The following is a 19,850-nucleotide window of genomic DNA, read 5'->3' as shown; positions in this document are numbered from 1 at the left end:
TTTGAGATGTGTAGTGTTTGCAAAAAAATTTTATTAAACAACTTAATTAGTCATAAAATATAATTTCTAATTTCTCCATTACAACAAGTAACTCTTCTACAAGTTCATTTTCATCTTTATTATTCAAAGTAGCAACTAATTTATCTAGACTATCCTCCACTTCAGATTTTAACAATGTTTTATCACGCGAATGTTCCTGGCGCTTTCGTCCACTAAATTTTATTTTTTTATAATTAGCAAGGCATGTTTTAAATGCCTCACTAATATTTACCGTCTCAACAGCTTTATGGCATGAAGCACATAGGGTTACTAAATTATCTTTATGGTGTATCCCCCCCAACTTCCTAGGTATCTTATGATGTACATGCAGATCCGTTTCACATTCACAAATCACACATTTCCACTCGTCTCGATCTTTCACTTCTACTTTTAAAGATTCCTTAAACGGAACATTCCATAAATTACCGTATATAATTTTCCCACCATGCGCCTCCAGACGATCTATCACCTCTAGATGTGGCAATATAATCATTTCCACAAGGCTCATAATAAATTCTGCAACTTCATCATCTGGTTGATATAATTCTTCTGTCTCTTCTTCTTCAAATTCAGTATCATAAATCATTTCAGATAACTCACAAACAAAATCCCTTACCACTTGAAGATCTTTCCCTCTAAAACTCCCCATCAATCCTTTAGATTTGTCATAGATAAATGTAACCGTTTCTTGTCTCCAACTAGGTATATGTTTCTTAATTACACTAGGTATATGTTTTCTCCAAGTCTCACTCGGCGTAGGTTCCTTTTTAATTCCTTTATCAATCCCATTTTTATATTTGTTTAATACCTCTAGGGGATTAATAATTACACCTTTTTCCTCATCACTCATGTCCATATGTTCATAATATAAATCTTCAAGAGCACCCAATAGTTCTCTTAAGGTATCTATGCTATATTCCTTTAATGTCGATACTGTTTCTTTAGTAAAGTCGATATATTCGAACCCTGCCACTTTACGAATATCCATTTCACCGACTATATATATGATTTTACTTAAAACTTTATCTTTAGCATCCGAGTTTTGTACTCGCCCCTTATTCTCACAATCCTTGCAATAACCATGTCGGTTTACCTTGTCTACTGCTTTACAGCATTTATGGCATATTAACTCCTCTTGTATAATTGTATTTTTTCCTTCCCTTATTCTCGCACACACATCACAATATCCATGTTTATCCACTTTATCTACTAACTTATAACACCCATAACAATTTAAATATTCATATGCCTTCTTTTTTATCTTTTTCTGCTCACAATCAAAGCACATATTCTTATACTCAATAGAGAAAAGATTCTCCTCTTTAATTACATTACAGACTAAACACCTACGCACCTACATCCCCACCCTTACATTTCAACTATGTTAATATTTATTTTAAAATTATCAATCTATTTATTCAATATAATAAAAAGCATAAGATATTACTGCACCATTCAATGCAACAACACCTTATGCTTTTTCAAATATGTACACAATATCCACTTTCCCGTTTTGATGTACAACAATTTGTCGAATTAATGTTTTGAATACATGAAACAAATCTTCTCCTTGCTTCCTTAACTGCTCAAAAGCTTCTTTTATTGTTTTAATATCTGTTTGTATCACATCATCGTTTTGTAAAACAAACAACTCTCGATTCACTTTCATTATTTCCGCATCAAGATCGTTTCTCTTTTTTTCAAATTCCTTCTTATCAATAAGCTTCTCTAAATATAAGTCAAGTAACGATTTTTTCTTCTGTTCATTTGTATTCACAAACTGTTGTAGTTGCTTTATTTTTTCTTTTTGCTCTTGTTCCACATTACTTTGCAAGTTTAAAGTAATGAACTCTCCTTTCTTTATCAATAACTCAATAATAAACTGACGAAACTCACTATATTGAATTGGTACATGATTTACACAACCATGTTTCCCTGCTCTCCTATACTGTGAACACTTTAAATATTTCCATTCTGTTCTTTCTCCATTTTTCTTTCTAAGATGCGATTGAACAATTACCATATTCGAACCACAGACAGCACATTTCGCTAAATCACGAAATTCATTCCACGGCGTAATTTTTGTTTTTGATGAAATAATATTCTTCTGATTTGCTCGTTCCCACGTTTCTTCATCTACAATTGCCGGATGGTGTTTAGGAAAAATAAACCATTTTTCTTTCGGATTTCGAATTTGCTTTTTCCTCCCGCCAACTTTCACTGAAGTATATTGATTTAAAATAAAAGTTCCTTTATAGATGGGATTTCGAAGAATTCGCTGGACAGAAGTCATCTGCCAGTTTTTTTTAGTTTTCGATTTTACACCTAATCGATTTAACTCATTTGTAATCTTTTTATATCCCCAACCATCGATATACCAACTATACATTCTTCGAACAGCTTTAGCCTCTTCCTCCTTTATCACTAGCTTTTGATTTTCACGATTGTATCCATATGGGACTTTCCCAATATGCTCACCACGACGTACTTTTACTGCCAAAGCCGCAGTAATACTAGAAGAAAGGGTTCTACTGTATTGGGCTGAAAATAAAGACCAAAGTTCAAATGCCATATCATTTTTTCCAGCTTTTACAGAATCGTAACCTTCTTCAACAGAGATGATTCGAACATTATGAGCCAAAAACACTTCCCTAATTTCTAATGAGTCCTTCAAATCCCTTGCTAAACGCGAAATAGATTTAAAAATAACCATATCAATTTCTTTTGCTTTCGCCTTTTGCAGTAACAATTGAATCGCAGGACGTTCCACAAATAAGGTCCCACTAATTCCTTCATCTTTGAAAACAAGTTTTTCATCCCATGTAAATCCATTTCGCTCTAACCAATTTCGGCAGATATCTATTTGGTTTTCAACAGATGAAACTTGTTCATCTCGATCAGTTGATACACGAACATAAACTGCATAAGACTCCAAACTTTCCACCTTCCTATCTCCAAGCCAGCAAACTACCGAATATCATGCAAAGCACTTTTAATGTAACTTTTATTCCTATATAAAAGATATGATGCCTTACCATTTTTTCATTACTAAAAGAACAAACAACTCGTTTTAACATTAGTATAGCTGTAATCCTCAAAAAAATTCATTAAAATAAATTAATTTCATCAAAATGAATTTATTATAAAAAATAACCATTAAAATACAATAAAATTATTAAAAGCAGCATTCATGTTATTCAATTAAGGAAATATTTAGTTAAACAATACTTTCAAGAGAATTGGATATTTATATTAAATTTTTAATGATTTTGTGAAGGTTTCTTTTCAATCAATAAGGATATTTATACAAATACAAAATATCCAATCATAATAAATCTCATTAATTTAAATCTTACACTGGTGTTATATTCCCCTTGACATCTACGGTTATTTATGGAAAAATACCCTTAAGGTCAAAGTTAGTCAAAGTCAAAAATAGAAAATCAGGAGGTATATCTTTATGGCAACTATTTATGGGAAATTCACAACGAAAAAAGAAGCTGCAGAAATGTTAGACCGAGTGACAAGTGCTGTTTGGGATTCACGTGAAGATAATAACGTTTCGGTTATGAAGATGAATGATAAGGATGGGCACAAATGGGGCTTTTCTGTTTATACATTTCTTGAACCCTCCGATGTGATTTTCCAGCAAAGTTTATTTCAATTACCTGGCATCAAAGTGAAACCAGACTAGAACACAAGAATATCCGTACATATACATTATAAAAAAAAGAGTGTTGGGAAACTTTTTAGGTTTCCCAACACTCTTTTTTATTTATAAATGGCTGGTTTTAAATTCAAGCTTGCATAAATACTTCAGCGTTACTATTTATCTGATCAATAACTCCAATAATCCCTCTTGCACGCGCCATATCGTCTTGGAACAATTCGACGATACTTCCTACTGTTTTAAATGGCTCTTCTTGCAACACTCGTTTATCCATAATACCGTTTTTAACCACATAATCAACAATCAATTTCACAAAACGCGCCTGATTAACATTTAATTGTTCATTAGTTAAAAACTCAGAAAATGCAGCATTTGCAGCTTGTAGATCTAATCCGACAATTTGACGAACTAATTTTGTAACTGGCGTATCCCCATACTCTTTTTCATAATCTTCTCGCGTTCCGAGTTCTTTCCAAAGAATATCTTCTAATACTTTAATATCCTGGTGAGTTAGTTGTTCATTATTACGTAATTTAAATACAGCCAATTGATCTCGATGTTCTTGTAAATATTGACTCACCTTTTTTCGATAACTCCGAAGATCATTTTCATGATACATAGATGTATTTTCGTTTATTTCGATAACCTCATCTGTGAAATTAGTGTAATATACCTTCTGTGTTTCTTTCTCTAAAAACTTAATCAACTCTCGCAGTGCTTCACGTACAGATTCTAATTCAAGGATATCCGCTTCTTCCCAAAATTCTTCTGTTAATACTTTATCAATAATGTATTTTTGTTCCATGACTTGCGGAATAGTTCCTAATTTCGATAATCCTTCTGCCGTTTGCACAACGCTTCGAATTGGTCGAGTAGCATTGTTATTTTGCATTTTGGCTAATTCAATTGTAAACATCAAATAGTCAAATCGTTTCGCAAGTTCATCATCTGTTAAAGATACAAGAATCGGAGAAATATGTTCCTTCACTTCATTGACATCCATCATACTTAAAGACACCCATGTATCTTTATTTTTAAATTTGTGTACATATTTCAAATGTTGCCGAACACGGAAATTTTCATCATCTAATGCTGATACTTGTGTCAATGCTTGTTGAACTAACTCTTGACGATGCATCACGTAATCTTCTTCTTGAGCTTGCAAATCTTGTAGTTCACGAATTAATTCAACTTTTGCGTTAAAAATTTTCTCCGTTAGACTTAGTACCATTCGTCCTTCTGTGCCTTTTTGATCCGCACGAAAAAATTCAAAGTTTCCACAGAAATCAAAAATCAAGAATTCTTTTTTGTCTTCCCCAATTCCAAGTAAATCCTCACATAGACGTGTACCGCGACCAATCATTTGCCAAAACTTCGCTTTTGAGCGTACTTTTTTAAAGAATACGAGATTTACTACTTCTGGAATATCCACACCTGTATCTAACATATCCACAGATACAGCAATTTGCGGTGATTTATTTCGCTCTGAAAAATCATCAATTAGCGTTTGATAATAATTAATATTATAATCAATTACACTTGCAAACTTCCCTGTGTATTCAGGATATAAAATATCAAAACGTCTTTCAATTCGAACAGCATGGTTATGATTTTTAGCAAAGATAATAGTTTTACCTAGTTTATCTCCACCTTCAACCTTTATGCCTCTTTCCATTAACATTTGTAACACTTGATCAATCGTATCATCATTAAACAACCAATTGTTTAATGCAGAACTATCAATCGTTTCTCCTACTTCATCATCAAATGTTTCTTCGTACTTTTCTTTTTCTTCCTCAGATAATTGATCGTATTGAACACCTGATTCCAAAAACTTAAATTTCGTTTCGACCGTACGGTAATCAACTAAATATTCATCGTTTACCGCTTGTTCTAATTCATATGCATATGTAGGAACTCCGTTTTCTAAATCGAACACTTCGTATGTATTCTTATCAAGCTCATCTTTTGGCGTTGCTGTAAGTCCTAATAGCATTCCATCAAAATATTCAAAAATGGATCGATATTTTTTATAAATACTACGATGTGACTCATCCACAATAATTAAATCGAAATGCCCACTTGTAAACAGCTTTTTCCCGTCTTTTCTTTTCACTTCATCAATAGCATTCATCATGGTTGGATATGTAGAAAAGACCATTCTGCTTTCTTCCGGGTTTTCTTTATTGTCTAGCAAATTACACAGTGTTAGATTAGGTAATAGACGACTAAAGTTATTCTTCGCTTGCGTTACCAATGTTTTACGGTCCGCTAAGAACAGAACATTTTTCACATAATTATGACGTGTTAACACATCAACAATGGAAATGGCAGTACGTGTTTTCCCACTTCCAGTCGCCATAACAAGTAATGTTTTTCGCTGCTTTTGACGAATTGCTTGGCATACCGATAAAATCGCTTCTTTTTGATAAGGGCGGTTTGTAATATCATCATTGATGTATACAGGATCTAAAGGTACCTGCATACTTCTTCGATCAATCAAAAGCAGTAACTCTTCCTTATTATAAAAACCGGACACACGACGTGCAGGATACTCCATATCATCCCACATATATGTTTCAAATCCGTTTGTATAGAATATAATTGGTCGTTGTCCATACATAATTTCTAAACAATCTGCATATAATTTTGCCTGCTGTTTCCCAACGTTCGCGTCCTTACTTGTACGTTTCGCTTCTACAACAGCTAATGGTTTACCATTACCTCCAAATAATACGTAATCAACAGCGCCTTGCCCCGATTGGTTAGGCATATGCTGTACTTCTACTTCTATTTGGATATCCTTATCAAATTCCCAACCAGCTAATTTTAAATCAAGATCAATATATCTCTTTCTCGTTTCAAATTCACTAATTTCATCAACATTGAAATCATATTGCTTCGTATTCTCTACACGCTTTTGTGTTAATTGCTTTCGAAGTTCCGCATTCTCTTTTCGTATTTGTTCAAGGTCAATATCTTTTGCACTTAAACGATTATATAAATCTCTCAGTTCTTCTGGTCTTGTCCGCTTTTCTTCACTCATTTGAAGTAGTTCTTCATTAAAAGATGATTCTGTAAATTGCTCAGAATAACAATAATCAATCCATGAAACAAATTGATGAAGATTGTGAAGAGACAAAACAGCCTCTTCACGATTAATATTTGAATTCGTATGAACTGCAACATTTCCAAGTTTTACGATATATTTCAATAAAGGTAGCAAATCATGATCAATAACAGATAAAAATGTATGATCATGAATCAAACTTGATAAATTATCTTGATATGGAATCTTTAAATCATTATCAAAACTGTACAGCCATTTTACTGATAACTCTAAAGCACGTCGTGATAAAATCGCACAAGTTGCAGGACTAACAAGTAAGCTCTTTTCCGCTTCCTTACATGCCGTCATGAATTTTTCGTATTGCTCTTTCCCATCTAAAAAAGCAAAATTTGAATACACCCCGGTTCCTCCCCTTATATTATTTTTTAAGCAGTAACCTCTGTATTAATCTCTATATCCTCTGTAAATGACCGTTGAAGGAGAGCATTAAAACTCTTCTCTAGCATAGCTAGAGACGTAATCATGTTCTCTTTTTCTAACAAATACTTTCTGTAAAACACATCATATCTATCTTGTTTTTCTAAAGGTGGCAGAACAATTTTTAATGATTTTATTGCAGCAAAATTCAATCCAGATTTCACACCAGTTTGATTTAGGGATTCAAATTGCCTTTTACCTCCCACACTTTCTAAATAACTAGAAAGATACCTAGGATTACATTTTTGATTAAGTCGAATTAAAGATAAATGTTGATTTATATAGGCTCCTCTAGAAGCTACATCTTTACTTATAACAGCTGTCCGCCCTAAATCTGCTGTTATAGATATTAGAAGATCTCCCTCTTTGACCTTTGTTCTCTCGGCTTCCTTTCCTACCGGGGCATTTACATACGTAATATCCCCTAACTGCAGCTGTCCATTTTTCACATTTTTTATTGTAATAAACAGTTCACCCTCTTTCGAAAAATACTTTGCCCATCCTCTGGAACCACTTGTTAAAAAAGATATTAGTTCTTCTAATTGAACTACCTCATAACTTCGGGGATTTTTAATTGGATCTCCAAACATATCTATAAATACCACTTGAATTAATTCATCTAACTTTGCAATTGTTTCTTTTCTCTTCTCAATTAACGCTTGTGCCTTTTCTAAAACCGTAACAATTTTCATTTGTTCTCTAAGAGATGGCAAAGAAATATCAATATCTTTTAAATAATTATCTAATTTCAAATTGATAATACCTGTTGTTTTATTTTGAAATTTTAATACTGTTTTTCTTTGATATTGATAAAACAAGTAGTAAAAAAGAAATTTACTATCGACTAATTCGTTTGTTCTAAGTATAGATGTAAAATTATTACACAAATATATACCTTCTTTTTCATCTATATCAAAGTAAACAACTCGACCGACTGGTTGTTCAGGACTCCCTCCTGATTTTTCAATAATAATATCCCCTCGTCGTAATTTTTTAGTTTTCACCTTCTGTTCTGCAATATTCCTTTTCACAACTTCTTTTTCCAAATTTATTTTTCCTGTATTAGTAAAGTTAGTAGTTCTGATAACCGAAACATCATTTTCTCCAAGTGCATCGCTTCCCCATTCACCACTTATAACCTTTCCTAAAAGATCTTTGACCTTATACTGATTCACCCAATCATACCTCCCAGCTCCTTTATCCCTTTCATAATCTCTTCCTCTAATTTCTTAATATCAGCCAGAATAACTTTCGGGTCTTCATACTGTGCTTCTTCATACTCAATTTCTTTATAACGATTAATACTTAAGTCATATTCATTTTCTACAATTTCTCCAACCGGCACAATGAAAGATTGTTCAGTACGTTTTCTCTCTTTATCACTTTCAAAGCTATGGAAACGCGCAACAAGATCAGGAATATCATTCTCTTCAATCGGACTGCGTTTATCATCTAATGAATATCCATCTGCCTTCATATCATAGAACCACACATTTTCCGTGCCACCCACACCTGTTTTTGTGAAAATAATAATTGCAGTAGATACCCCTGCATATGGCTTAAACACGCCACTCGGCATAGAAATAATAGCTTCTAATTTATGATTTTCGATAATTTCTTTTCGAATATCTTTATGAGCCTTTGAGCTTCCAAATAAGACACCATCTGGTACGATAGAAGCACAACGCCCACCAGCTTTTAGCATACGAGTAAATAAAGCTAAGAATAATAGCTCTGTTTTCTTTGTTTTTGTAACTTTTAATAAATCGGCAGACACCGCTTCATAATCCAATGATCCTTTGAATGGTGGATTTGCTAAAACAAGTGTATATTTATCTTCATCTTTATTACCTTTAGATAAAGAATCTTGATATTGAATGTTTGGGTTTTCAACTCCATGTAACATCATATTCATCGCACCGATTCGAAGCATGGTACGATCCATATCAAATCCATGGAACATATCGTTATTAAAATGTTGTTTTAATCCTTGTACTAAAAATAAATCATTGTGATTTTTTCGTAAGTATTCTCCAGATGAAACTAAGAATCCCGCTGAACCAGCTGCTGGATCTACGATAATATCTTCTGGTGTTGGTTTCATTAATTCCACTATCATATCAATAATGTGGCGTGGTGTACGGAACTGACCGTTTGTTCCTGCTGTTGCTACTTTTGAAAGTAAATATTCGTATAAATCACCTTTTGTATCTCGGTCTTTCATTTCAATATTATCAATACCATCCACAATTTTTGTTAGCATTTGTGGCGTTGGAATCATAAAAATAGCATCGTCCATGTATTTTGCGTACGCGGAATCTTTCTTTCCATGTAAATTTTTAATAAATGGAAATACTTCTTTCGATACTACATCAAACATTTGCTGCGCTTCTAAATTTTTAAATTTACTCCAGCGCAAATTTTGCTTATCATTTTGAAATGTCCCTTCATACTCTAGCCCTAAGAACATTGCTTCATTTTCTTTTGTTGTCTCTACTTCATCTAAACCTTTAATGAACAATAAGTACGTAAATTGCTCGATAACAGACAACGGATTCGTAATTCCCCCTGTCCAGAATACTTCCCATAATTTATCTACTTTGCTTCTTAGTTCTCCTGTAATCATACTTGTTGTGTCCCTTTCTTTTACCATTTTCTAAAAAATTGTAATTTAATTATATCAAACATACGCCTATTTTCTCATTCACAAAAAATTATAATAAACAAAACAACCAATCATCCAAAGATTGGCTGTTTTTTTACATACATTATATTAGAAGTTTCATTTAACAAAAATCCTGTAATAAAGATAAAATAACAAAATTCATAACAACTTTGTTACATGAGAAAGCTCATATGAACAGCATGATATGCCATTTGTATCAAAATAATTTAACAAAATTTTTCTACTGCCTTCTCACTCCTACAACATACTCCCCTTATTTATTTCAAAATACCCTATAAAACTTTGAAACTACATCTTAATATCTGTACACCCTAAACCGAAAATGCTATCACTTGTTCAGACTTGACCATCTCTCAAAACCGAAGACTTTTTTCACTGGATTTCTTTTGTTTATAGGAAAAGGACAAGAAGCTAGAAATCCCATGGGATAAGCCTTCTTTTTGTCCACTTCTTCGGTCATGGGTTATGCGAGAGATGGCTAGCATAACCAGAAACCGCAGAAGTGGACAATTGAGTTTCACGTAACCTTTCCCAAAACCGAATACCGCCTATACTACTTGTCCACAAAATAATATTTTCATAGCAAAAAATTACTAACCTTGTAGATTGGATACGTAATTTTTGTGATACTTTATGGTCTACATAGAATAATTTGTACTATTCTTCGCTTTACGACATTTCAATCGCCATTTCTTTTCCCTCTAATATTTCAGCACAAAAATATAAAAGAAATTTTTAAAAACAAGCTTTCAAAGCCCCTTGTTTCCTTGTCTCATTTGGACTAGTCCGAATGACTTTTTTACATAAATCTTATTCTAATTTTAGCACAAAGAAAAAATACAATAAAAAAACCTCCTTCTTATTTTCTAGAAAGAGGTTTTTTAGTTACATTAAATGCTCATTTATCGATAACACCAAATTTCCATCCCTTTCCACATGTATACATTTAAAAAACTGTAGTAAAAATGCTCTTAATTTTTGTGTATCTACGTTTTCTTTGGCGAATTCATGAATTAAATGCTGTGGAGGAAGATATTTCTTTTGTTGCATAGTCTTTGCGATACGATCAATTCGTTCCTGTAGTCCAACCTTCTTATCTTTGACTGTATATAGTTCGTGTATTTTGTTGGTACGATGCGACATAATGATACTCATAAACTCTAATACTTTTTTATCAATTGTTTCTTTGTCATAATAAGATTTCATTTCTACATTTAATGCTTCAATTTGTTGATTTAATTTGGCGATTTCCTCATCTAATTTTTTCATTGAACCTTTCAAGCTTTGCATTTCCGTCTTTAGCCTTTCTTCTATTGCAGATTCTACTTGTTCCTTTTTCCGCTGCGTTACCTGCTCCAACACATAGGGAAGATAGTCCTTTCGAAATCGTTCGTGAATCATATTAGCTTGCAACTTGAAATCACATTTTTTACACTCGTAAATTCTTCGTTGCTCTTTTTTCTTCTTCCCCTTATATTTCTCTCCACCTGATTGTTGATTTTTCGCCAACATTAACTCTTTACATTGATCGCAATTTAAAATACCTCTTAATAAAAATGGTGTACTATAGTCTCTCGAATGAACTTTTCTTTTTTTACGTTCTTCAAATAACCTCATAATATATTCCCAATACTCCCTTTTAAATAATGGGGTCATATTCTTCGGTGTTCCCTCCACCCATTGACTTTGATCGTTCAATACACCGTTATCATAACGATTCATTGAAATAAAACCACAATAAAAAGGATTTGTGATAATATATCGTATCTTTTCTTTCGTCCATTTCATGTTTTCATCTAATTTTCTACTGTGTATCTCATTTGCAATTTGTTGAAATCCATATCCTATTTCAAATAAACGGAATATCTCCATCACAGCTTCTTGTTGATCTTCCTCATCTTTAAAATATTCCTTCCGAGTTTTTCTTCCACCATCGTTTTCTTCTATGACCCGATACGTATATCCATAAGGGGCTTTGCCACCCAACCAAGTGCCCCTTTTTGTTTTACTGCGAAATGTATCCTTTGTACGATCTTGAATTAAAGCAGCTTCAATTCTGGTTAGCCCGTCTTTTACAGCTTGCGAAACAACTTCTCCAACGGTATATAGTTCACTTGAACTGCTTACTACTACATGGATATTTAATTCACGCATTTTCTCTCGAAATAGCTGGTGCTCTTCAATTCGCCTAGCAATACGATCATTTTTATACGTTATAACAACATCAAATTTCCCCTTCTCTGCGTCTCGTATTAAATTTTGCAAATCCTCTCGCTTTTCAAAAGGCACTTTTATAGCAGATATCGCTCGGTCAACATATTCCTTATAAATTCCACACCCATACCGTTGTAAAAATGTTTCAACAGAATGCTTTTGCATGTCATATTCTTGTTTTTCTGTAGAATATCGTGCATAAAAAACGATTCTTTTCCCTGGCTGTACTACATCTTCTAAACGAGCTTGGTCATATTTGTTCACTCTCTTGATGTACCTCCTGTATAAGTATGAATGGATGTTTAAACACAATATGATATTCCCAAGTATCTACATGTATACAATGAATCATTTCGCGATAAAAATGTACCCGATGTTCTTTTTCCAGTAGTAAAAGATCTGCTGGACACTCCAAGTGAGACATCCATTCTTTCGCTTTTTCTCTAAAATTACGAATTTCATGTAGTCGTAATTTTAAATGCTTCAATTTCTTTTTCTCTTTTTTCAATGCTTCGTTTGTTTCTTTTATTTCTTGTTTATGCTGATTGTTTTTACACTTCTCACATTTATTACTCTCGTACTCCCGCATTCTTCTTTGACAGCTCAACCATGCATCTACACACTTTCCAACTTTCTTCTCATAGTTCTCAACTGTTTTTTCTTGATTTCGAATCAGTTTTTGTATTCGTTGTATATTTTGATACTTACTTCTTTCATACAATTTATCAAAATTTGTATCTAATAAACGATTAAAAAACTGCTTTGCATGTTTCAATATTCCCTCTTCTATATAACTTGCTTCCACGCAAACATCATGTTCTTTACATTCATACACATTGTAAGGTTTGTACTGCTTCATGCGTGTTTTCGTGATAAGCGGCTTTTGACATTGGTAACAATAGAGGATATTTTCAAGTAAAAATCGAACTTTTTCTGTATTAGATTCTCTTTTCATAACAATTTGGTTCAATTTTTCATTTGCTACATCCCATTCTTCTTTTTCAATGATTTTCGTATTTTTATATGCCTTTTTGTACGTTTCATCACCAAATTTCATAACACGTAAACCATAGTAAATAGGGTTCGAAATAAGCTTGATGATTCTCGATTGATCCCATGGTCTATCATCTTGATCTTGAGTTTTTGTTTTTTGTATTTGATTCACATCGTCACATAATTCTTTTATGCTCTCATACTTTTTATTTGCCAACATATTAAATATTGCCTTCACCATTGTCTTTTTATGAGGGATAGATAAAATCGTAACCTTACCATCTTTAGGATCAGGTTCACCACATTCATAGCCGTATGGCAAGTTCCCTGCATACTTTCCACTTAAAAACTTTGCAATTTTTGTTTCTTGGATACGTTGCGCGATTAATGAACCTTCATTTTCACATATAGACCCAAGAATCGCTTCAACATATTCACCAATAGGAGAATAATACATTTTCACTTCACTATCTGATGAAAAATGAACCTCGATACCATGTTTTTGAAATAAATGATATAACTGCATATGCTCTTTCAATTTACGAGCCAACCTGTCTCTTTTATAAACAATAATGCTTCCTACAATCCCTGCCTCTATATCATTAATCAAGCGGCGCATATTTAGGCGCTGCATTAATGTATTTTTACGAGCAGAAGTATCTTTATCTATATATTCCTCATCAATAGCAAGCTGATGTTTTACGCTATACTCAAACGCTTTGATTTGTTGCATTTCAATGGAGTTTTCCTGAAAGTCTGCAGAATTTCGGTAATACGTCACTGTCTTTTTCACACTTCGTCACCACCACCCTCTTCATTTTCAATATACGTTTGCTCGTCTATTTTAGAAGAGGAGTTCATAATTTTTTCATGCAAACATTCTAAATACAAAGCAAACCATTTTTCTGCAGCTTGCGGGTCATGAACATATTGAATAGAACCTAACGTTACCTGTTTTATTTCTTTCCGTTTTACCATCTCTTACACATCCTTTACTCATTAAGGAGGAATCTTTTATGATACAAAATATTGGACAAACCATTCGTAATTTAAGAAAGCAAAAAGGAATTTCCCTTCAAAATTTTGCTGAGCAAATTGAAGTCTCGCCCGGATATTTAAGCAACCTTGAAACACAAAAAACAGATACTATTTCTTTAACGCTACTCGCAAAATTGAATGAGGAATTTGATTTATTTCCCTCCCTGAATCACACAACTTCTCCTCATCATGAATTACATTTCCGACTAGATCGTGTGTGCGAATTACTGAAAACGTTACATGATACCAATCCCGAGTTAGCCAATTACTTTATTTCTCACATTGAACAAGGGTTGATACTATACCAAAAGGAATAACCCTCATATGGATATTATTACCAATAAATAACCATTTATTCATTTTAATAAAATTAATTTACAAAAATGAATAAGGAAACATAAAAAAGAGCCTATTCTTCCAAAACGGCTCTCTTTTCCATATCTTCCAATAACTCTTTTATTACTTTATTATAAAGACGATTTACTTGTGTAGATTTTTCATCTGTTCGTTGATAAATATACTCGTCCCCTTTCTTTATTATCCCCAGATGTTTATCTTCTTTTGGAAATACAAGATTGCAAAAGTCTTGATATATTTGCAGTCCCTTCTCCTCTTTTAATGAATATATACGATCAGGAAAGAGTCGTTTAAATTGACCTCTTAATAACCCCTGAAATGCTTTTTCATCCAAATTCTGAACCATATTTTCATCTACGTTGTTCGGTTGTTGTCTGTTTTCAATCACCATGTCCAACTTACTCACTTTTTTTTGTAATAAATCATATTCCTCTGCCGCTTGTTCATATGCATCTTTCATCCATTGATTCTGCATTTGCAATGCCGATATCTCTTCAGACATCATGTCCAACATATCACATAAAAAATCTATATCCTCCTTTTTACTCCCTTCTACAATTTGATCCCTTTCGGTGTTATTACCTTGAAGGAGAATTTGCATCTGCTTTTTCATATGATTCATATCTAGTACAACATGATGATATTCCTGTAAAATTTGCCGTAATCCTGGACGTTTCTTTTCAATGAACTGAAGCAAATCTTCTTCACGAATACTCCATCCCTCTTTTCGATTCTCTGATGGGACTGCTGGTATTTCTAACTTCCGAAGCCAATCTGTAAATGTTTTATAACTTACCTTTATATAGTTTTCTTCTAAAATCTTCATCGCTTCTTGAACATTAATCCACCTTGTCATATTCCACCTCACTTCATATCTCTAATAATTTTATGAATGTCATATAACAGATATAACTACACAAAAGTAATATTAAAAATAAAAAATAGGATTTAGCTCTCCTTCAAGCTAAATCCCGTTTACATAATCTCACTATTGTTATCTCGTTAATTTTGATTCGTTCTTTCTTAAATCCATAATTTTTTTATAAATGATACCCGCTTCGGTTTCTGTGTGAATATCAAAACTCCAGTACATTTCAGATCTTAACTCGTCTTCATTTATTTCTATTTCATGTACTAATTTTCCAACTACCTCTAAGACATCTTCATTCCACAATTCTTTTTTTAATGTTTGATTTAACACCAATTGAGCTACATCCATTGCCTGAAATATAACACCCAATCCATATCCCATCCTACTTACTCCCATTACAATATACCCCATCGCTTCTGTATCTTTCAAAAACCTCACTCCTTCCACTATTTCATTTTCATAAAAATCATTTATAAAAAGTCTGTTTTCTTTCCCTACTGCATATACTTTTAAAAATATAACATTTGTTTAAAAACTAACTAAGGGAGGTATTTACTTGTTACAACGTCTCGGGCAAACCATTCGAACATTGCGAAAGCACAAAGGAATTACACTAAATGAGCTTGCAGCAAAATTACATGTTTCACCTGGTTACCTCAGTAATTTAGAAACAATGAAAACTGATACTGTTTCACTTGCATTTCTAGAACAAATACAAGAAGAACTGAATCTGTTCCCTGCTCTCACCCAGGAAACAGATTCCCCAAACCATGAACTTGATTTTCGTTTACAACGATTATGCCAAGTATTACAAAAAACTCATGACGAAAATCCAGTCTTAACAGATTACTTTTTGTCTCATATCGAGAAAGGTTTAGAACTTTATCAGCAATCTCAATAATTTTCCTACTCTCATTATGAACAACTTGTCTTCTTATTATTCATTATTATGAATTAGTTTTATAAATATGAATAAATTTGCAAAAAAAGGAGAACCTTTATAAAAAGAGGTTCTCTTTTTTCTAATTAAGGAGCTGAATATACATGAAAAAAGAACTGATACAAGTAGTTGAAAGCTATATAGATTGGATACACATCCAATTTGAAGATGGCAGCAATTTTATTGGGGATGATTACATTGACTCTATTGAAGACATGTTTCACGAAGCTAGTATTTCATACAATCAAGATGATCTAAAACAAACTATGCAAGAAATTGTTCATGTCCTGAGTAAGGAGTATGGAGCTAATAATGTTTTTTACGGAGCTCCAGAACATACAATCCTTAATGGTAATCGATATGTGACAATCTATAATCAATTAATTGTACTAAACAAACATTAAATATAATGATTTCTTTAATTTCATAACTTGATATAAGTTGATTGTTAGAATACAATTTTCTTCTTTTTAGGAGGTACCAAGCAAATGAAACTTATCACATTAAATAACGGAATAAAAACAAAACAATATCCAAACGTTAAATCCCTTATCGATTTCTTTGAAGCAGCCAAAAACTATGGATTTCTATTCTACACTGCAGATTTAAAAAAGTTACCTCTAGATGAATATTTTCATATTTATCATCATTCAAGTAAAGGCAGTGGTGGATATCAGCAAGCTTTTCCGATCCCCAGCACGTTATACCATTCTTTAAAAATCGACCATTATTCACTTAAATGGTTAAATATCTTTTATCAATTATATTATCAAGATTCCCCTCCACCACCTTGGCAGTGGAAACAGTGGGATCCTTATATAGGTGAAAAGTATGTATGGATCTATAAAACTGAATAACCATTTCTGCTATGTTATCCTCTTCAGCAAAATAAAAAACTCCTGATTAGCCAGGAGTTTTTTTGTCTTGCTGCTTTATAAAATATAGTTGTAGAGCAGCAAGAAATGCTTCTTCAATTTTTATCGTACCGTATATTTCATTTCCTAGTTTAAGTGGGGATGTTTTTGTCGGCATGAATCATCACCTCATCCCCACTATATGCTATTAATCCTTTAGGACTAACCCATTAAATATTTTCTTCTAAATTTAAGCAAACATATTTATCTCTTTTTCTAAAAGATCACCATCAATAGCTTTTAATTTATAATTCAATACCTCATAATCAAATTTTATTTCTTTATAATGCTTCAGTTGCGCTTTTATCAATTCTTGGATTGGATTTTCTTCGTTCATGACCCAACTTCTGATATACCTTGATAGTCGCTGAGAGAATTGCATTTCCCATTTCTCTTGTAAAACAAAAGCACGAACCACACATACTGAAGGGTATGGATTGTCTTCATATACTATATCTAGCTCTTTAGAATTAATTCCATCCATAAAATGTCTAAAAAGAAATTCTTCATTTTTAGCATCATAAATAACGGAATCTAAATTAAAGAAACAACTATTTTGCAAATTCTCTTTTGATGCATTGACTCTCATTCTCTTTAAAGCCCACGTATCTTTTAAGCACCAAATATCAAATTCGTTATGATCAATTACTACCTTCAATCCTCCAAAACTGTTACGCTTAACATTAGGTAAATTTAAGGTTAGCTCCTCTGCTTCAACTACAATATCATAGTCACGCGGTTTACGGTTAAACAATAAATCTCTAACCGCCCCACCCATTAACATATAATTCTTTTGCTTTTCAAGTTCAGTAAATAGGTAATTTGTAGCCTCGGACTCTTTCCTAAGGTTATTAATATCAGATTTGATTTTACGGGCATTTTCGACCTGACGAATTGTAATCACAATATCACTCCCTTATAATTTCACTCCTGTCAATTCTTGATATAATTCTAACGCATAACTGTCTGTCATGCTACAAATAAAATCTGTCACTAATAATAATCGATTATATAGATATCTTGGATCTTTCCCCCATTCTCCACTATGAAATTTTCGGTTTACAAATTTATAATTAGTGGAAATCAAATGGTAAATCTTACCGTGTTTTGTGCTAGTATCTAAATAATCTTCACTTAAAACAGCAGGAACAAATATATCCAGCAACCCACAAATAACCCTATGTCCCAAAATTTCCAATTTGACTACATTCTTATCTTTAAAAATATGCTGTATTGCAAGTTCTTTTAATGCTTCAGAAATTCCATTAGCACCGCTCGCTTTTAAAAGTTCTTGTTTAAAATCTCCACACATAATCTCTTCTAAGTTATCCATAAATGCTTTAACAACAGCACTCATCATAATACCTTGAACAGATACTCTGAATCTCTGAATAGCGTATGTGCTTGGGTCCTCATATCCCATTTTTTCGGCTTCTGCATAGTATCGTTCCATACTAGATAGCATTTGATAATTACACTTATTCTCAAAAAATATTTTCAATTTTTCACCTAACGCATCCCCCTCGTTAAGTTTAATAATTTCATTATGTTTATCTCTATACGTTTTCAATTCATTTTCAGTCATCAAAGATTCTAATTTAGAATGAATAATTTCATATGTAAGTACACCCTTGTTTAATCCATCCTCGATGTCTGCTGCCTTATACGCGATATCATCCGCTGCTTCTAATAAAAATGTCAAAGGATTTCTTTTTGAACCCATCCCAACTTCTGTAGAAATCTCATTAAACAACTTTTCTTCCGCTTCAAAATATCCCATCTTTTTATATGCTATGTCTTTCTTGTCCTTATCAACCTCTGTTGATTTTTTAGGATACTTTATTATAGAGCTTAAAACACCATAAGTTAAATTCATTCCCTTTTCATCAATAAAGAAATTTAGTTTTGTTAACAATCTCAAAGCCTGAGCATTTCCTTCAAAGTTAAGGAAATCTTTCTTTTGCTGCGCACCTAAGTTCGAATAATTTTCAACCTCTTTAATTTTAATGTTATGAGTCAAATTTTTTTCTTCTTTAAAATGATCCTTAAACCAATCACGAATTGCTTGTTCACCAAAGTGTCCAAAAGGTGGATTTCCAATATCATGAATTAGACCTGCACAAGCTAAAATCGTACTCATTTCAGCAATATTATCTTCTGTAAAACTCTCCTTATCTTGCTTATTTAACAATCTTCCTACACTAATTCCTAAAGAACGAGCCAATGTAGATACTTCTAAAGAATGAGTTAAACGTGTTCTAACATAATCTTTCTTTTCTAGTGGGAAAACTTGTGCTTTATCTTGCAGGCGTCTTAATGATGAACTAAAGGTTATACGATCAAAATCATTTTCAAAAGCATTACGTTTATCATACTCTTGCTTACCACCATTCCTATGTGACTCCGCTGATCTTTTTTCATTTAAAATTAAACTCCAATTAAATTGAGTTTTAGTTGTCATAAAAAATCCCCCTTTTATAGATATATAAAGATTATCACATTAAAATCCTAAATTTTCTACATAAAAACATTTTATTCCACTTCTTCCTTTTCATATTCTTTGCAATCCCTACACATCACA

18 protein-coding genes are annotated in these 19,850 nt (G+C 32.7%); 5 read left to right on the top strand and 13 right to left on the bottom strand.

Going from position 1 to position 19,850, the window contains the following annotated elements; all coding sequences use genetic code 11:
* Nucleotides 1-46: 46 nt before the first annotated feature.
* Both MKY38_RS29230 and MKY38_RS29225 read right to left on the bottom strand, forming a co-directional pair.
* Complete coding sequence (locus MKY38_RS29230; protein ID WP_157858495.1) at nt 47-1,240, bottom strand: HNH endonuclease; 1,194 nt, start codon at nt 1,238-1,240, stop codon at nt 47-49.
* 270 nt (nt 1,241-1,510) lie between these two features.
* Entirely contained in the window at nt 1,511-2,983 is a 1,473-nt protein-coding gene (locus MKY38_RS29225) for a recombinase family protein (RefSeq protein WP_048541323.1), read from the bottom strand.
* A gap of 516 nt (nt 2,984-3,499) precedes the next feature.
* On the opposite strand from MKY38_RS29225, the gene MKY38_RS29220 reads away from it, so the two are divergent.
* On the top strand, nt 3,500-3,733 hold the full coding sequence (locus MKY38_RS29220) for a hypothetical protein (protein ID WP_048541321.1): 234 nt from the start codon (nt 3,500-3,502) through the stop codon (nt 3,731-3,733).
* Between the two features lie 103 nt (nt 3,734-3,836).
* On the opposite strand, the gene MKY38_RS29215 is transcribed toward MKY38_RS29220, so the two are convergent.
* The 6 genes from MKY38_RS29215 to MKY38_RS29190 form a co-directional block, all read right to left on the bottom strand.
* Nucleotides 3,837-7,178, bottom strand: a complete 3,342-nt coding sequence (locus tag MKY38_RS29215; protein WP_048541314.1) for a DEAD/DEAH box helicase family protein — start codon at nt 7,176-7,178, stop codon at nt 3,837-3,839.
* A 26-nt stretch (nt 7,179-7,204) separates the two neighbouring features.
* On the bottom strand, nt 7,205-8,431 hold the full coding sequence (locus tag MKY38_RS29210; RefSeq protein WP_048541312.1) for a restriction endonuclease subunit S: 1,227 nt from the start codon (nt 8,429-8,431) through the stop codon (nt 7,205-7,207).
* Nucleotides 8,428-9,882, bottom strand: a complete 1,455-nt coding sequence (locus MKY38_RS29205; protein ID WP_341051010.1) for a type I restriction-modification system subunit M — start codon at nt 9,880-9,882, stop codon at nt 8,428-8,430. The genes MKY38_RS29210 and MKY38_RS29205 overlap by 4 nt, the downstream gene beginning before the upstream one ends.
* A gap of 945 nt (nt 9,883-10,827) precedes the next feature.
* The gene (locus MKY38_RS29200) at nt 10,828-12,420 is read right to left on the bottom strand and encodes a recombinase family protein (RefSeq protein ID WP_088110415.1); all 1,593 of its coding nucleotides are present in this window, start codon (nt 12,418-12,420) and stop codon (nt 10,828-10,830) included.
* Nucleotides 12,407-13,942, bottom strand: a complete 1,536-nt coding sequence (locus MKY38_RS29195) for a recombinase family protein (RefSeq protein WP_088110416.1) — start codon at nt 13,940-13,942, stop codon at nt 12,407-12,409. Before MKY38_RS29195 ends, MKY38_RS29200 begins: the two co-directional genes overlap by 14 nt.
* Nucleotides 13,939-14,127: a hypothetical protein gene (locus MKY38_RS29190; protein ID WP_000240792.1), complete on the bottom strand. Its 189-nt coding sequence runs from the start codon at nt 14,125-14,127 to the stop codon at nt 13,939-13,941. The genes MKY38_RS29195 and MKY38_RS29190 overlap by 4 nt, the downstream gene beginning before the upstream one ends.
* Nucleotides 14,128-14,165: 38 nt before the next feature.
* Here MKY38_RS29190 and MKY38_RS29185 point away from each other — a divergent pair, with 38 nt between their 5' ends.
* Nucleotides 14,166-14,504: a helix-turn-helix domain-containing protein gene (locus MKY38_RS29185; protein WP_048541308.1), complete on the top strand. Its 339-nt coding sequence runs from the start codon at nt 14,166-14,168 to the stop codon at nt 14,502-14,504.
* 92 nt (nt 14,505-14,596) lie between these two features.
* Here the strand turns inward: MKY38_RS29185 and MKY38_RS29180 are convergent, their stop codons facing one another.
* Together MKY38_RS29180 and MKY38_RS29175 are read right to left on the bottom strand one after the other, a co-directional pair.
* Nucleotides 14,597-15,400: a helix-turn-helix domain-containing protein gene (locus MKY38_RS29180; protein ID WP_048541306.1), complete on the bottom strand. Its 804-nt coding sequence runs from the start codon at nt 15,398-15,400 to the stop codon at nt 14,597-14,599.
* A 138-nt stretch (nt 15,401-15,538) separates the two neighbouring features.
* Nucleotides 15,539-15,853: a hypothetical protein gene (locus tag MKY38_RS29175; protein WP_239660854.1), complete on the bottom strand. Its 315-nt coding sequence runs from the start codon at nt 15,851-15,853 to the stop codon at nt 15,539-15,541.
* Nucleotides 15,854-15,971: 118 nt separating this feature from the next.
* On the opposite strand from MKY38_RS29175, the gene MKY38_RS29170 reads away from it, so the two are divergent.
* The 3 genes from MKY38_RS29170 to MKY38_RS29160 all read left to right on the top strand — a co-directional run bounded on the left by MKY38_RS29170 (nt 15,972) and on the right by MKY38_RS29160 (nt 17,212).
* Nucleotides 15,972-16,316 (top strand): helix-turn-helix domain-containing protein, encoded by a 345-nt coding sequence (locus tag MKY38_RS29170; RefSeq protein ID WP_048541303.1) that lies wholly within the window; start codon nt 15,972-15,974, stop codon nt 16,314-16,316.
* 143 nt (nt 16,317-16,459) lie between these two features.
* A complete protein-coding gene (locus MKY38_RS29165; RefSeq protein ID WP_098787433.1) occupies nt 16,460-16,759 on the top strand; it encodes a hypothetical protein in 300 nt (99 codons plus the stop codon).
* 84 nt (nt 16,760-16,843) lie between these two features.
* Nucleotides 16,844-17,212, top strand: a complete 369-nt coding sequence (locus tag MKY38_RS29160; protein ID WP_048541301.1) for a hypothetical protein — start codon at nt 16,844-16,846, stop codon at nt 17,210-17,212.
* Between the two features lie 46 nt (nt 17,213-17,258).
* Here MKY38_RS29160 and MKY38_RS29155 read toward each other — a convergent pair whose 3' ends face one another.
* The 3 genes from MKY38_RS29155 to MKY38_RS29145 all read right to left on the bottom strand — a co-directional run bounded on the left by MKY38_RS29155 (nt 17,259) and on the right by MKY38_RS29145 (nt 19,730).
* The gene (locus tag MKY38_RS29155) at nt 17,259-17,387 is read right to left on the bottom strand and encodes a hypothetical protein (protein WP_257207991.1); all 129 of its coding nucleotides are present in this window, start codon (nt 17,385-17,387) and stop codon (nt 17,259-17,261) included.
* A 72-nt stretch (nt 17,388-17,459) separates the two neighbouring features.
* Entirely contained in the window at nt 17,460-18,173 is a 714-nt protein-coding gene (locus MKY38_RS29150) for a hypothetical protein (RefSeq protein WP_048541299.1), read from the bottom strand.
* A 12-nt stretch (nt 18,174-18,185) separates the two neighbouring features.
* Nucleotides 18,186-19,730 carry a deoxyguanosinetriphosphate triphosphohydrolase gene (locus MKY38_RS29145; RefSeq protein ID WP_048541297.1) on the bottom strand — a complete coding sequence of 515 codons (1,545 nt, stop codon included), beginning with the start codon at nt 19,728-19,730 and terminating at the stop codon, nt 18,186-18,188.
* Nucleotides 19,731-19,850: the final 120 nt, after the last annotated feature.

It is taken from the genome of Bacillus sp. FSL R5-0585 (assembly GCF_038004545.1).
Lineage (GTDB): Bacteria > Bacillota > Bacilli > Bacillales > Bacillaceae_G > Bacillus_A > Bacillus_A cereus.
The sequence above is the reverse complement of the archived record's forward strand: the minus strand, read 5'-3'. Positions and strand labels throughout refer to the sequence as shown.